Source organism: Streptomyces sp. WAC00040, from assembly GCF_056835925.1.
This window is the reverse complement of the sequence record NZ_JAKQZE010000006.1, coordinates 173,593-187,862: the sequence shown is the minus strand read 5'-3', so window position 1 is coordinate 187,862 and position 14,270 is coordinate 173,593. Positions and strand designations below refer to the sequence as shown.

At 72.7% G+C, this 14,270-nt stretch carries 14 protein-coding genes; 10 read left to right on the top strand and 4 right to left on the bottom strand.

Annotated features, from left to right (window positions below):
- Nucleotides 1-14 precede the first annotated feature (14 nt).
- From ybaK to MDN94_RS38265, 4 genes are all read right to left on the bottom strand, one after another.
- Complete coding sequence (gene ybaK / locus MDN94_RS38280) at nucleotides 15-524, bottom strand: Cys-tRNA(Pro) deacylase (RefSeq protein ID WP_482730375.1); 510 nt, start codon at nucleotides 522-524, stop codon at nucleotides 15-17.
- Nucleotides 525-540: 16 nt separating this feature from the next.
- Nucleotides 541-1,281: an LON peptidase substrate-binding domain-containing protein gene (locus tag MDN94_RS38275; RefSeq protein ID WP_482730374.1), complete on the bottom strand. Its 741-nt coding sequence runs from the start codon at nucleotides 1,279-1,281 to the stop codon at nucleotides 541-543.
- 43 nt (nucleotides 1,282-1,324) lie between these two features.
- Nucleotides 1,325-2,353, bottom strand: a complete 1,029-nt coding sequence (locus MDN94_RS38270) for a hypothetical protein (RefSeq protein ID WP_482730373.1) — start codon at nucleotides 2,351-2,353, stop codon at nucleotides 1,325-1,327.
- A gap of 103 nt (nucleotides 2,354-2,456) precedes the next feature.
- Nucleotides 2,457-4,058, bottom strand: coding sequence for an oxidoreductase (locus MDN94_RS38265; RefSeq protein WP_482730372.1), 1,602 nt, complete (start codon nucleotides 4,056-4,058; stop codon nucleotides 2,457-2,459).
- A gap of 148 nt (nucleotides 4,059-4,206) precedes the next feature.
- Here MDN94_RS38265 and hisD point away from each other — a divergent pair, with 148 nt between their 5' ends.
- The 10 genes from hisD to MDN94_RS38215 all read left to right on the top strand — a co-directional run bounded on the left by hisD (nucleotide 4,207) and on the right by MDN94_RS38215 (nucleotide 14,185).
- Entirely contained in the window at nucleotides 4,207-5,529 is a 1,323-nt protein-coding gene (hisD, locus tag MDN94_RS38260; protein WP_482730371.1) for a histidinol dehydrogenase, read from the top strand.
- Complete coding sequence (locus tag MDN94_RS38255; RefSeq protein WP_482730370.1) at nucleotides 5,526-6,662, top strand: histidinol-phosphate transaminase; 1,137 nt, start codon at nucleotides 5,526-5,528, stop codon at nucleotides 6,660-6,662. Before hisD ends, MDN94_RS38255 begins: the two co-directional genes overlap by 4 nt.
- Nucleotides 6,662-7,258 carry an imidazoleglycerol-phosphate dehydratase HisB gene (hisB, locus tag MDN94_RS38250; RefSeq protein ID WP_482730369.1) on the top strand — a complete coding sequence of 199 codons (597 nt, stop codon included), beginning with the start codon at nucleotides 6,662-6,664 and terminating at the stop codon, nucleotides 7,256-7,258. Before MDN94_RS38255 ends, hisB begins: the two co-directional genes overlap by 1 nt.
- Complete coding sequence (locus MDN94_RS38245) at nucleotides 7,255-7,422, top strand: hypothetical protein (protein ID WP_167306871.1); 168 nt, start codon at nucleotides 7,255-7,257, stop codon at nucleotides 7,420-7,422. The genes hisB and MDN94_RS38245 overlap by 4 nt, the downstream gene beginning before the upstream one ends.
- Nucleotides 7,419-8,069: an imidazole glycerol phosphate synthase subunit HisH gene (hisH, locus tag MDN94_RS38240; protein WP_482730368.1), complete on the top strand. Its 651-nt coding sequence runs from the start codon at nucleotides 7,419-7,421 to the stop codon at nucleotides 8,067-8,069. Before MDN94_RS38245 ends, hisH begins: the two co-directional genes overlap by 4 nt.
- Nucleotides 8,069-8,794: a bifunctional 1-(5-phosphoribosyl)-5-((5-phosphoribosylamino)methylideneamino)imidazole-4-carboxamide isomerase/phosphoribosylanthranilate isomerase PriA gene (gene priA / locus MDN94_RS38235; protein WP_482730367.1), complete on the top strand. Its 726-nt coding sequence runs from the start codon at nucleotides 8,069-8,071 to the stop codon at nucleotides 8,792-8,794. Before hisH ends, priA begins: the two co-directional genes overlap by 1 nt.
- Nucleotides 8,791-9,225, top strand: coding sequence for a RidA family protein (locus MDN94_RS38230; protein WP_441264329.1), 435 nt, complete (start codon nucleotides 8,791-8,793; stop codon nucleotides 9,223-9,225). Before priA ends, MDN94_RS38230 begins: the two co-directional genes overlap by 4 nt.
- Entirely contained in the window at nucleotides 9,222-9,977 is a 756-nt protein-coding gene (gene hisF / locus MDN94_RS38225) for an imidazole glycerol phosphate synthase subunit HisF (protein WP_482730366.1), read from the top strand. Before MDN94_RS38230 ends, hisF begins: the two co-directional genes overlap by 4 nt.
- 248 nt (nucleotides 9,978-10,225) lie before the next feature.
- Nucleotides 10,226-11,125: a bis(hydroxyethyl) terephthalate hydrolase gene (gene bdeA, locus MDN94_RS38220; RefSeq protein WP_482730365.1), complete on the top strand. Its 900-nt coding sequence runs from the start codon at nucleotides 10,226-10,228 to the stop codon at nucleotides 11,123-11,125.
- Nucleotides 11,126-11,332: 207 nt separating this feature from the next.
- Nucleotides 11,333-14,185 carry a helix-turn-helix transcriptional regulator gene (locus tag MDN94_RS38215; protein WP_482730364.1) on the top strand — a complete coding sequence of 951 codons (2,853 nt, stop codon included), beginning with the start codon at nucleotides 11,333-11,335 and terminating at the stop codon, nucleotides 14,183-14,185.
- Nucleotides 14,186-14,270: the final 85 nt, after the last annotated feature.

Sequence of the window (14,270 nt, the reverse complement as noted above, 5' to 3'; positions counted from 1 at the left end):
GCACCCCGCAGGTGCTACGCGCGGGCGATCGGGGCCAGGGTCGCCGAGGTCAGGGACGTCAGGTCCGTCGGGGACAGTTCGACCTCCAGGCCGCGACGCCCCGCCGACACGCAGATCGTCTCGTGCGCCGACGCCGACGCGTCCAGGACCGTCGGCAGCCGCTTGCGCTGGCCGAGGGGCGAGATGCCGCCGCGGACGTAGCCTGTGGTGCGTTCCGCCGCCGCCGGGTCCGCCATCGCCGCCCGCTTGCCGCCGACGGCCGACGCCAGAGCCTTCAGATCGAGCTGGCCCGCGACGGGGACGACCGCCACCGTCAGCGCGCCGTCCACGTCCGCTACGAGTGTCTTGAAGACCCGCTCGGGGGAGACACCCAGGGCTTCCGCGGCCTCCTCGCCGTACGAGGGCGACGACGGGTCGTGGTCGTAGGCGTGCAGGGTGAACGAGGTGCCCGCCGCCGTGAGCGCGACCGTCGCCGGCGTACCGCCCGACTGCTTCTTCGTCTTCTTCGTCGCGTTCTTCGCCAAGGCAGGTGTCCTCGCGTCAGTTGGGGCTGGTGGGCCGCCACGTCAGATCGACGGCGGGCAGCGACGGCAGGTGTCGCAGCATCGCCGTCTCCGCGCGCAGCAGTGTCAGTTCCTCGCGCAGCCGTGTCGCGGTGTCCGGAGCCTGGAGCAGCCGCTGCTTCGCGGGCGTGTCCAGCACCGCCGCCGCGGCGACGAGATAGGAGACGACAGACGGCTCGTCCGGCAGTTCCGCTCCCGTCGACAGCGAGCGCTCACGCGCGCCGGCAAGCCGCTTCTGGTAGCTGCGGAACGCCCGCAGCACGCCTTCCGCGAGGGCGGCGGCGCCGTCGCCCGGCTCCTCCGGGATCTCTTCGAGCTCCGCGGTGAGGAAGGGCCCGCTCGCGTCGACCGACAGCAGCTTGACGCGGGTCGTGCCGGTGGCGAGCACTTCGAAGCTGCCGTCACCGCGTTCGCGGACGGTCGCCGCGTCGGCGATGCAGCCCACCCGGTGGAAGGCCTGGATCGGGTCTGGGCCGAAGCCGGCGGCGGGTCCGCGTTCCACGACCGTGGTCGGGTCCGGCATGCCGGGTGAGGCGGGTGCGACCTCGCGGCCGTCGCGGATGGCGACCACGGCGAAACGCCGGGGCTCCTCCTCGTCCGTCTTCAGCAGTTCGCGCATCATGGCGCGATAACGCTCCTCGAAAATGTTCAGTGGCAGCACAAGGCCCGGGAACAGAACCGAGTTCAGCGGGAAGAGCGGCAGACGAGCGGTGGTCACAGCGGTCAAGAGTAATGGTCGAGCAGGCGGGCCGGTCCTCCCCCTACAGCCTGGCGGCCGCGGGAGGCGCCCACCGGCGTCCACGCAGCGGCGTCGCCGACGCGACCTCGATCCGTACGTGGTCCCTGGCCTGGAGGAACCGTCCGAGCGGGTCCTCGGTCACCGACGACCACGGGAAGGAGGTCGCGTGCGGGCCGATCAGCCGGAACTGGTTCAGCGCCTCCTCCCAGCGCCCCCGGGCCACCAGCACGTAGGCCAGGAGGTTGCGGACCTCGGCCGGCCAGGGGTCGCCGGGCCCGTATCCGCGGGACAGCGTGATGGCGAGGTCCGCGGCCGCGTCGATCCGGTCGTCCTGCACCGATGTCCTGGCCTCACCGCCGAGCAGCTGGGCGAACGCCGCTCGTACCGGGAGGGCCTGCACCAGCGAGCCGGGGAGCGCGTCGACGGCGGCCTGCTCCGCGAAGTCGAAGCACTCGCGGTGCGAGCCGTACCACTGGGCGGACAGATACTTGAGCGCCGCGACATGGCAGCCGTAGTGGTGCGAGGAGCGGCGGACGGCCTGTTCCCACAGCGCTTCGAAGGCCGTGTGCGTGGCGTGCGTGCCGCGCGCGTGGTCGAGCGCGATCCGCCAGGGCACGGGATCGCCGGGACCGGCCTGTGCCGCGGCGTCGATCAGCGGTCCCACCTCGCGCAGCTGTTCCTTGCGGGCGGGCGACTCCCAGGCCCTGCGGACCGCGAGCTCGGCCTTGACCACGAGGGCGTCGGCGTCGCGCGGGGCCGCGCCCAACCAGTCGCCGAGCCATTCGTCCCGGTTCCTGGCGAATGCCGCGAGCCTGACGACGTACCGGTCGCGGTTCTCCCATTCGGCTGATTCCCGTGTGGTCGCCAGCAGCTTGGCGGCCGGTTCGTACTCCCCGACAGCGGCCGCGACCAGCGCCGGACCGAGCCGGTCGTCGGGGGCGTCGAGCAGTACCGCCTCGTCAGGGGCGAGGCAGTCGGTGAGCCGTGGCGTATGACGGATCATGCGCGCGGTACGGATCAGGGCGCGGATCAGTGACATGGTGCGGACCATTGAAAACGCGCAGGTGAACACCGCGCCAGAGGGCAGCTGTGAAGCTTTGGTGGCAACGGAATGGTTGTCCCGGCCGAAGTCAAGAGACGGTAAAGAAAGTGACTCAACCGCGACGTAGGAGACGGGTGGCGCCCGCCGCGACCGTGGTCGCGAGGATCCAGCCCAGCAGCACCAGAACGGCGGCCGCCCATTGCCATCCGCCCTGGAGCCGCCAGTGGCCGTCCTGGCCGAGATTGATCACCGGGATGAGCAGATCGAGGGCGTACAGCGCCGGGTTCCACTCGGGATGCTCGTCCGGTTTGATGGGCGGTGGGGCGACCTGGGCGAAGGCGATCGCGCCGGCCGCCCAGAGCACCGCCATCCACAGGGCCGCCCGGCCGGGCCGGTAGCCGTACGCCACCGTGAGGTCCTGGAGGTAACCCCACAGCTTCCCCGCCAGCGGCAGCGTCTCCCGGCGGCGGCGGTTCTTGGCCAGCAGCACCTCGCGGGCGTCCGCGTCCTCGCCGCTGTTGCGCAGGACGGTCGCCAGCCGCTCGTACGGCTCCGGTGAGTACTCAGGGGTCGCCGACGCCACCCACTCCAGCCGCCGGGAGAGCGGGAACTCCTCGTACGGCACCAGGTTCTCGTAGACGAAGCCGCCCATCGCGAGCCCGCCCGGGCCCGGCCAGCTCGCCGCCAGGTCGATCAGCGTCACGACCTTCGCGCCGTTCAGCACGACCCGCCCCTCCTCGGGGCGCTCCGCGTTGAACCGCAGCTCGGGGGTGGCGATCCTGCGCAGCGACAGCTCCTCGCGCGGGCTCAGCACGAACCGAGCCCGCTGGAGGTCGACCGCGTCGCCGAACCGCCCGTCGTCGAGCCGGACGCCGCCGTGGCACTCGAAGGGCTGAAGCCGGGAGGCGCGCGCCGATGTGCCGTAGGCGGCGATACCGAACGGGGGAGTGGCGCCCTGGTTGCCCGTGGTGACGCTCACCCAGGCGCCCGTCATGTACAGCGTGCGTTCCACGCTGAGCTGGGGGGCGTTGAGCGCGCGGCGCTCCGCCGCCGCCCGCAGGCGGCTGCCGCGCAGACTGAGCGAGACGCCCACCTTCGCGCCGCGCAGGCTGAACTCGCCGTAGGTCTCTATCAGTTCGGCCTGTAAGTCCTGGGCCACCGACATGCCGTCCGCGGTGATCGCCCGGCCCCGGCGGTCCGGCCGCACATGGATCTGGTTGATCAGCAGGTCCGTGCCGATCTGGGCGTCCGTGAGCCGGACACCGTGCTCGACGCGGCAGCGGGGCAGATGCAGATCGCCCTCCGTGCGCAGCCTGGCCGCTTCGATGCGCGGGATCGCGCAGCCGACCATGCGCACGGTCGTGAAGTGCGCCTCCGGCATCAGAAGCTCGTTCTCGAAGCGGCAGCCGTGCAGTTCCACGTACGGGGAGATGCTGCCGCCGGCCAGCTTGAGCGTGCCGGTGATCAGGACGCCGCGCAGTTTCAGCGCGCAGACCCGGCCCGGCCTCGCGGCGGGTCCGCTCAGCAGCAGCCGTGCCACGATCGACGCCCGGACGCTGCGCTCGGGACCCCAGGGCAGGGGGGAGAAGGGATCGTTCAGGAGGGGATCGGTGTCGCTGAGGTCGTACGTGCTTCCGTTTCTGAAGGCGTTCCACATGTGGAGCTCGGTCGGGCTCAGCCCGTCCGGGGGCCCGTCGTCCAGCGGCTCGGTCACTGCCGCTCCTCCGCTTCGTTGGCTCGTACAGCTGTTCTTCCCGCTGAGTGACGGCCTGAACGCTAGTGGTGATGGTCAACTTGTGGGGCCTGTATCAGCCACTGATACGGGAAACAAGCGTGGGATCCGGTCTGAGAGAATTGGTTCCGTGATCTCTCGAATCGATCTGCGCGGCGACGCCCTCCCCGAGGGTGGCGCTCTGCGCGACCTGCTGCCCCGTGCCGACTTCGACGTCGCGGCCGCCCTGGACAAGGTGCGGCCGATCTGCGAGGCCGTGCATCATCGCGGCGACGCGGCGCTGATCGACTTCGCCGAGAAATTCGACGGCGTGAAGCTCGACCAGGTGCGGGTCCCGGCCGCGGCGCTTACGCGTGCCCTGGAGGAACTCGACCCGGCCGTGCGCGCGGCCCTGGAGGAGTCCGTCCGCCGCGCCCGCCTCGTCCACCGGGCCCAGCGCCGCACGTCCCGCACCACGCAGGTCGTGCCCGGCGGCTCGGTGACCGAGAAGTGGGTACCGGTGGACCGCGTGGGGCTGTACGCCCCCGGCGGCCGGTCGGTCTACCCGTCCTCCGTGATCATGAACGTCGTGCCCGCACAGGAGGCGGGCGTCGAGTCCATCGCGCTCGCCTCGCCCGCCCAGGCCGAGTTCAACGGTCTGCCGCACCCGACGATCCTTGCCGCGTGCGCGCTGCTGGGCGTCGACGAGGTGTACGCCGCGGGAGGTGCCACGGCCGTAGCGATGTTCGCGTACGGCACCGAGTCCTGCCCGCCCGCGAACATGGTCACCGGCCCCGGCAACATCTGGGTCGCCGCCGCCAAGCGCTACTTCACCGGCAGGATCGGCATCGACGCCGAGGCCGGCCCGACCGAGATCGCCGTCCTCGCCGACGCGACCGCCGACCCCGTCCACGTCGCGGCCGACCTGATCAGCCAGGCCGAGCACGACCCGCTGGCCGCCGCCGTGCTGGTCACGGACTCCGAGGAGCTGGCGGCAGCGGTCGAGCGCGAGCTGGAGCCGCAGATCGCCGCGACCAAGCACGTCGAGGACCGGATCGTTCCGGCGCTCAGCGGCCGGCAGTCCGCGATCGTGCTCGTCTCCGACATCAAGGACGGCCTCGAGGTCGTCAACGCCTACGGTGCGGAGCACCTGGAGATCCAGACCGCCGACGCCGCCGCCCTCGCCGCCCGGGTCCGCAACGCGGGCGCCGTCTTCGTCGGTCCCTGGGCCCCGGTGTCCCTGGGCGACTACGCGGCGGGGTCCAACCACGTCCTGCCGACCGGCGGCTGCGCCTGCCACTCCTCCGGCCTGTCCGTGCAGTCCTTCCTGCGCGGGATCCACATCGTGGACTACACCCGGGACGCGCTCGCGGAGATCACCCACCACGTGGTGACGCTCGCCGAGGCCGAGGACCTGCCGGCACACGGAGCCGCCCTCAAGGCCCGCTTCGACTGGAAGGTGCCGGGTCAGTGACCGACATCGGCAGCACCCCCGTGTCCCCCTGGGACGAACTCCCCGTCCGGGACGAGCTGCGCGGCAAGTCCCCCTACGGCGCTCCCCAGCTTGACGTCCCCGTCCGGCTGAACACGAACGAGAACCCGTACCCGCTGCCCGAGCCGCTCGTCGAGCGCATCGCCGAGCGGGTGCGCGACGCGGCCAGGGAGCTCAACCGCTACCCCGAAAGGGACGCGGTCGAACTGCGCACCGAGCTGGCCCGCTACCTCACCCGTACGACCGGCCACGAGGTCGCCCGGGAGAACGTCTGGGCGGCCAACGGCTCCAACGAGGTCATCCAGCAGCTGCTGCAGGCCTTCGCGGGCCCCGGCCGGATCGCCATGGGCTTCGAGCCGTCGTACTCGATGCACGGACTGATCTCCCGCGGCACCGGCACCGGCTGGATCTCCGGCCCGCGCGGCGACGACTTCACCATCGACCCCGCTGCCGCCACCGCGGCCGTCGCCGAACACCGCCCGGACGTCGTGTTCATCACCTCGCCCAACAACCCCACGGGCACCGCGGTCGACGCCGCGACGGTCCTGGAGCTGTACGAGGCGGCACAGGCGGCAAAGCCTTCGATGGTCGTCGTCGACGAGGCGTACGTGGAATTCAGCCACCGGCCGTCGCTGTTGCCCCTCATCGAGGGCCGCCCCAACCTGGTGATCTCCCGCACCATGTCCAAGGCCTTCGGCGCCGCCGGACTGCGCCTCGGATACCTGGCCGCCCACCCGGCCGTGGTCGACGCCGTCCAGCTGGTGCGCCTGCCGTACCACCTGTCCGCCGTCACCCAGGCCACAGCCCTGGCCGCGCTGGAGCACACCGATACGCTGCTCGGGTACGTCGAGCAGCTGAAGACCGAGCGGGACCGCCTGGTCACGGAGTTGCGGGCCATCGGCTACGAGGTCACCGACTCCGACGCCAACTTCGTGCAGTTCGGCCGGTTCGACGGCGAGGACGGCGCGCACAAGGCGTGGCAGCGGATCCTCGACCGGGGCGTACTGGTCCGCGACAACGGCGTACCGGGACGGCTGCGGGTCACCGCGGGCACGCCCGAAGAGAACGACGCGTTCCTCGATGCGGTTCGCGCACTGAAGAAGGAGCAGCACTGATGAGCGGCCGCGTAGGACGGGTCGAGCGCACCACCAAGGAGACCTCGGTCGTCGTCGAGATCAACCTCGACGGCACCGGCAAGGTCGACGTCGCCACCGGCGTCGGCTTCTACGACCACATGCTCGACCAGCTCGGCCGGCACGGTCTGTTCGACCTCACCGTCAAGACCGACGGCGACCTGCACATCGACACGCACCACACCATCGAGGACACCGCCCTCGCCCTGGGCGCCGCCTTCAAGCAGGCCCTCGGCGACAAGGTCGGCATCTACCGCTTCGGCAACTGCACCGTGCCGCTGGACGAGTCGCTCGCCCAGGTCACCGTGGACCTGTCGGGCCGCCCGTACCTGGTGCACACCGAGCCCGAGAACACGGCGCCGATGATCGGCACGTACGACACGACGATGACCCGGCACATCTTCGAGTCCTTCGTGGCGCAGGCGCAGATCGCGCTGCACATCCACGTCCCTTACGGGCGCAACGCCCACCACATCGTGGAGTGCCAGTTCAAGGCGCTCGCCCGCGCCCTGCGGTACGCCTCGGAGCGCGACCCTCGCGCGGCCGGCATCCTCCCGTCGACGAAGGGCGCCCTGTGACCGGCCTTTCGACCATTCTCATCGTCGTCGGGCTGTTCCTCGCCGGCGGTGCGTACTCGTTCTCCAAGCAGAAGATGCCCAAGGGCACCGTCGTGCTGCTCGCCGGAGCGTCCGCGATGTGCCTGATCGCGGGTGTCATGCGGATTCAGGGGATCTGGGAATGACCACAGCGACGCCACAGAAGAAGGTCGTCGTCTTCGACTACGGGTTCGGCAACGTCCGCTCCGCGGAGCGCGCGCTCGCCCGGGTCGGGGCCGACGTCGAAATCACCCGCGACTACGACAAGGCGATGAACGCCGACGGACTGCTCGTCCCCGGCGTCGGCGCCTTCTCCGCCTGCATGGACGGCCTCAAGCAGGCCCGCGGCGAATGGATCATCGATCGCAGGCTCTCCGGCGGACGCCCCGTCATGGGCATCTGCGTCGGTATGCAGATCCTGTTCGCCCGCGGGATCGAGCACGGCGTGGAGAGCGAGGGTCTCGACGAGTGGCCCGGCACCGTCGGCCCGCTGAAGGCGCCGATCGTGCCCCACATGGGCTGGAACACCGTCGAGGCGCCCGCCGACAGCAAGCTCTTCGCCGGCGTGGACGACGACGCCCGGTTCTACTTCGTGCACTCCTACGCGGTGCGCGAGTGGGAGCTCGAAGTCACCAACCCGGCCATCCGCGCGCCCCAGGTCACCTGGGCCACGCACGGTGAGCCCTTCGTCGCCGCCGTCGAGAACGGCGCCCTGTGGGCCACCCAGTTCCACCCCGAGAAGTCCGGCGACGCCGGCGCCCAGCTGCTGACCAACTGGATCGAGACCCTCTGATGCCGAAGCTTGAACTCCTTCCCGCAGTCGACGTCCGCGACGGCCAGGCCGTCCGTCTCGTCCATGGCGAGTCCGGCACCGAGACGTCGTACGGCTCCCCCCTCGAGGCGGCCCTCACCTGGCAGCGCGCCGGCGCCGAGTGGCTCCACCTCGTCGACCTCGACGCCGCCTTCGGCACCGGCGACAACCGGGCGCTGATCGCCGAGGTCGCCGGAGCCATGGACATCAAGGTCGAGCTGTCCGGCGGCATCCGCGACGACGCCTCCCTCGAGGCCGCCCTCGCCACCGGCTGCCGCCGCGTGAACCTGGGCACCGCGGCGCTGGAGACCCCCGAGTGGGTCGCCAAGGTCATCGCCGAGCACGGCGACAAGATCGCCGTCGGTCTGGACGTCCGCGGCACGACGCTGCGCGGCCGTGGCTGGACCCGCGACGGAGGCGACCTCTACGAGACCCTCGCCCGCCTGGACTCCGAGGGCTGCGCCCGTTACGTCGTCACCGACATCGCCAAGGACGGCACCCTCCAGGGCCCCAACCTGGAGCTGCTGAAGAACGTCTGCGCGGCGACCGACAAGCCGGTCGTCGCCTCCGGCGGCGTCTCCTCGCTCGACGACCTGCGGGCCATCGCCTCCCTGGTCCCCGACGGCGTCGAGGGCGCCATCGTCGGCAAGGCGCTGTACGCCAAGGCCTTCACCCTGGAAGAGGCCCTCGCGGCGGTGTCCGCATGACCGCAGGTCCTCCTTCCGGCTCCGGGCCGGTGCGCCGGGTCGGCTCCGGCGGCCCCTGGGAAGAGGCCTTCGGCTACTCCCGTGCCGTCGAACTGCCGAACGGCCTCGTCCTGGTCTCCGGCTGCACGTCGGTCCGCGACGGCGAGATAGCCGCGGGCAGCCCGTACGAGCAGACGGTCACCGCGTTCGGCGTGGCGATCGACGCGCTGAAGCAACTCGGGCTCGGCGCGGGTGACGTCGTACGCACCCGCATGTACATCACGCACGCCCGCGATGTCGAAGACATCGGGCGCGCCCACAAGGAGATCTTCGGCGAGGTCCGGCCGGCCGCGTCGATGCTCGTGGTCTCCGGCTTCGTCGACCCCTCGCTGGTCGTCGAGGTCGAGGTCGAGGCGTACCGGCCGACCGGAACCGATGGAGGAGCCGCATGACCCTCGCGGTACGGGTGATCCCCTGCCTGGACGTCGACAACGGCCGGGTGGTCAAGGGCGTCAACTTCCAGAACCTGCGTGACGCGGGCGACCCCGTCGAGATGGCGAAGCTGTACGACGCCGAGGGCGCCGACGAGTTGACCTTCCTCGACATCACCGCCTCTTCCGGTAACCGGGAGACCACCTACGACGTGGTGCGCCGCACCGCGGAGCAGGTGTTCATCCCGCTCACCGTCGGCGGCGGCGTGCGCAGTGCGGAGGACGTCGACAAGCTGCTGCGGGCAGGCGCCGACAAGGTCGGCGTCAACACGGCGGCGATCGCGCGGCCGGAGCTGATCCGCGAGATCGCCGAGCGGTTCGGCCGCCAGGTGCTGGTGCTCTCCGTCGACGCCCGGCGCACCGCGGACGGCACGTTCGAGGTGACGACGCACGGTGGCCGCAAGGGCACCGGCATCGACGCCGTCGAATGGGCGCACCAGGCAGCCGAGTTGGGTGCCGGGGAGATCCTGCTCAACTCCATGGACGCCGACGGCACAAAGGACGGCTACGACACCGAGATGATCGCCGCAGTGCGCAGGCACGTCACGGTCCCGGTGATCGCCTCCGGCGGAGCTGGCCGGCTCGCCGACTTCCCGCCGGCGATCGACGCGGGCGCGGACGCGGTGCTCGCCGCGTCCGTGTTCCACTTCGGCGATCTGCGGATCTCTCAGGTGAAGGACTCGCTGCGCGAGGCGGGCCACCCGGTCCGCTGAGACGCTGCGGCCCGAAGGGGCCGGCAGGACATCACGTCCTGCCGGCCCCTTCGTCTGTGTGCCGGGCCCGCCGCGGCGGCCCCGGTCCGCGAGGAGACCGGTGAACTTGCCGATGCCCTACCGGGGTCCGGGCCCCGACGGTGGTACCGCCATCAACACGGCGGTACGCGACCGGCACGGCGGACTCCTGGTGACGACGGGTCAGGTCCTGCGGCGCGTAACCGCCTCGACCCGAGAGGACCCTCCTCGTGCACCTCACCCCCACGAGCCGCACCCGCCGCCGTTCCCTGCCGGGAGCGGCGGCCGCAGCGGCGGCAGCCCTGTGCGCCACCCTCCTGCCCGGCACGCAGGCCCAGGCCGCCGACAACCCGTACGAGCGCGGTCCCGCTCCGACCGTCGCCTCCATCGAGGCCTCGCGCGGCCCGTACCCGGTCTCCGAGACGTCCGTCTCCTCGCTGGCCGTCACGGGCTTCGGCGGCGGCACGATCTACTACCCGACGTCCACCGCGGACGGCACGTTCGGGGCCGTCGCCATCTCGCCCGGCTTCACCGCCTACGAGTCGTCCATCGCGTGGCTCGGCCCGCGGCTCGCCTCCCAGGGCTTCGTGGTCTTCACCATCGACACCAACACCATCTACGACCAGCCCGACAGCCGGGGCGACCAACTCCTCGCCGCGCTCGACTACCTGACCCAGCGCAGTTCGGTCCGTGGCCGGATCGACGGCACCCGGCTCGGGGTCATGGGCCACTCCATGGGCGGCGGCGGCACGCTCGAGGCCGCCAAGACCCGTCCCTCGCTGCAGGCGGCGATCCCGCTGACCGGCTGGAACACGGACAAGACCTGGCCCGAACTGCGCACCCCCACCATGGTGATCGGCGCCGACGGTGACACCGTCGCCTCCGTCTCCTCGCACTCGGAGCCGTTCTACCAGTCGCTGCCGGCGTCGCTCGACAAGGCGTACCTGGAGCTCAACAACGCCAACCACTTCACCCCGAACAGCAGCAACACCACGATCGCCAAGTACAGCATTTCGTGGTTGAAGCGGTTCATCGACAACGACACCCGGTACGAGCAGTTCCTCTGCCCGCTGCCGCGGCCCGGCCTGACCATCGAGGAGTACCGGGGCAACTGCCCGCACACCTCCTGACCATCGGGAGCCGGCTCCCGTCCGGAGCCGGCTCCACCCGGACGACATGACGCTGCCGGTGGCGGACCCGGCCACCGGCAACGTGCTGTACGGGCGCACAGCCCGGAGCGGCTCACGATGGGACAGCGCCCAGTGCGGCGGGCCACGGCGACGAAGCGCGGACCGAACCCTTCCGGAGGGTAGTTACGCGGGAGTAAGTTGCCGGGCGTGAATCCATCGACGACCGTGCACAGTCCCCGTCGGCTGTACGGCCGAAGCGGTGAACTCGCCCTCCTCGACGAACAGTCGGCCCGCCTGCGCGACGGCCGCGGCAGCACCCTCGTGATCACCGGGCCGCCCGGCCTCGGCCGCAGCGCCCTCGCGCGGCACGCCGTCGGCAGCCGGCACGAGGAGACGGTGCTCCACACACGGGCCGCCCCCGCCGAAGCCCTGTTGCCGTACAGCGGACTCCACGCCCTGCTCTGCTCGGCGCCCGCACCCCTGCCCGGACCGGTCGACGACGTGACCCGCGCCGGCACAGCGCCCACCGCGCTGCTGGAGCTGCTCAGGACCCTCGGCTCCCGTGGCCCGCTGCTGCTCTGCGTCGACGACGCCCACGCCTGGGACCGTGACTCGCGCATCGCGCTCGGCTTCGCCGCCCGCCGCCTCGCCCCGGGCGACCGCGCCGCCGTCCTGCTCACCGCGACCGACGATCCGGGCGGCGGGGACGCCTTCACCGGACTGCCCCGGCTGCGGCTCGGACCGCTCGACGACACGGCCGTCGGCGCGCTGATCGACCGGCTGACGGAAGGCCGGGCCGACGCGCTCGTACGGGACGAGCTGCGTCGGGAGGCAGCGGGCAACCCGGGGCTGCTGACGGCGCTCACCGCGCGGCTCACGCCCGACCAGCTCGCCGGCCATGCCCCGCTGCCGCACCCCCTCCCCGGCGCGGAGCGCGTCCTGGATGCGTACGCCGCCCGAGCCGAGGCACTGCCTGCGGACACCCGGCTCCTGCTGCTCCTTGCCGCGGCGGCGGAGGAGCACGAACCGGAAGGCGCCGGCGCCGACGCCGCCCTGCTGCTGCGGGCGGCCCGGCTGGCGGGAGTCGACCCCGACCGCCTGCTGCCCGCCGAGCGCGCGGGCGCACTCCACAGCGACGGCACACGGGTCCGCTTCACGCATCCGCTGCTGCGCACCGCCGTACTGCGCCGCGCGCCGCTGCCGCGCCGGAGGGCCGCGCACCGGCTGCTGGCCGCCGCCCTCGAGGGGCCGCACCTCACCCTGCCGCGCCTGGTCCAACGGGCCTGCGCGGCAGGCGGATACGACCCGTTCCTCGCCGACGCGCTGGCGGGAGCGGCCACCGCTCCCCGGCCGCACACCGACCGGGCCACGGCCCTCGCGCGGGCCGCGGAACTCACGGCCGACGAGACCCTGCGGGGCACGCGGTTCTCGGCGGCGGCCGAGCACGCCTGGCTGGACGGCGAGCCCGGCCGCGCCCGCGGGCTGCTGGCCCGGGTCCGTGCCGTACCCGCTTCCGGCCGGGCCCACCATGTACGCGGGCTGATCGCCCTGTGCGACGGCCCGGTGGCCGACGCCCGCGAGTCTTTGCTCGCCGCTGCCGCACTCCTCGCCGCCGACGACGCCGACCGCTCGACCGCCGCCCTGCTCGCCGCCGCCGACGCCGCCTGGGCCATGGGCGACCCCCACGGCTACGCGGACGCGCTTGCCCGGGTCCGGGCGGTGGTGGCGGAAGCGCCCGCCCCCGCCGGTTTCCCGCGTTCCGCTGCGGCCCCGGGCACGGAGCGGGGCGGTCGGCCGCGCTCCGCGGACGCGCCGGACGTGGCCGGTTCCCCGTGCGCCGGGCGAGGCGGCCCGGACGGCAGGGAGGCGCTCGGCAGGTATGTCGCGGGCATGCTGGCCGTGTTCGCGGGGCGGACCGGTGCCGGCCACACGCTGCTGCGGGAATGCGTCGAGGCGTCAGTGCGCGCCGAGGACCCGGCCGTACTGCTCAGGTCGGCCGCCGCCGCGCTCGTCGTCGGGGACGTGGACGCCGCCTGCCGGGCGGGCGCCAGGGCGCTGGCCGCCGTACGGGTCCACGGGCCCCGGGTGCTGCTGCCCCCGGCACTGGAGCACCTCGCCTACGGCGAACTGCGCGCCGGCCGGCACGCGCGGGCCAAGGTCCACGCCCTCGAGGGCCTGCGCGCCGCCCGTGAGCTCGGCCGCCGCAACAGCGCCGCCCATCTGCACGCCGTCCTCGCCCTGACCGCGTCCCTGGAGGGCGACGCCGAGGCCTCCGCCGAGCACGCCGCGGCCGCCGGTTCCACCGCCGCCGCGCACGGGCTGGCCCAGGCCGCGAGCCTCGCGGTGTGGGCGGTGGCCCGGACGGACCTCGCGGCGGGCCGGTGCGCGGAGGCCGCCGCTCGGCTGCGTCCCCTCGTCGTACCCGGCCCCCGACGCGGCCACTTCGCGGTCATGATGCTCGCCGTGCCGTGCTTCGTGGAGGCGGCCGTCCTCGCGGGCCGCACGGACGGGACGGCCGTCGCCGTGGAGGAGTTCGGGGCGTGGGCGGCGAGCACCGCCGACCCGCTCGCACCCGCCCAGCTCGCCCGCTGCCGGGCCCTCGTCGCCCCGCCGGAGGAGGCCGCCGCCCGCTACGAGGAGGCGCTCGCCCACCACGAGCGGGCCGGCGGAGACTTCGAGCGGGCCCGCACCCTGCTGCTGTACGGGCAGTGGCTGCGCCGCCGGCGCAGGACACGGGAGGCGCGCGGCCCGCTTCGGGACGCCCTCGTCGCGTTCGAGCGCTGCGGGGCGCGGGGCTGGGCCGAACGTGCCGGCGGTGAGCTGCGGGCGGCCGGTGAGGCGGTGGCCGGTGACTCCGGGAGCGGCCCGCTGGACCGGCTCACGCCGCAGCAGCGGCGCATCGCCCACCATGTCGCGGAAGGTGCGACGAACCGGGAGGTGGCCCTGCGGCTGTCGGTCAGCACCAGGACCGTCGATCACCATCTGCGGAACGTGTTCGCGCTGCTCGGAGTGCGTTCGAGGACCGAACTGGCACGTCTGCTGGAGCGCTCCGGCGCCTGACGCCGACCGCCCGCGTTGCTGGACCGTGATGAGAACTATGCCGCAAACCCCTGGGTACCGACTGGGCGGTATGCCATTCTGCGAG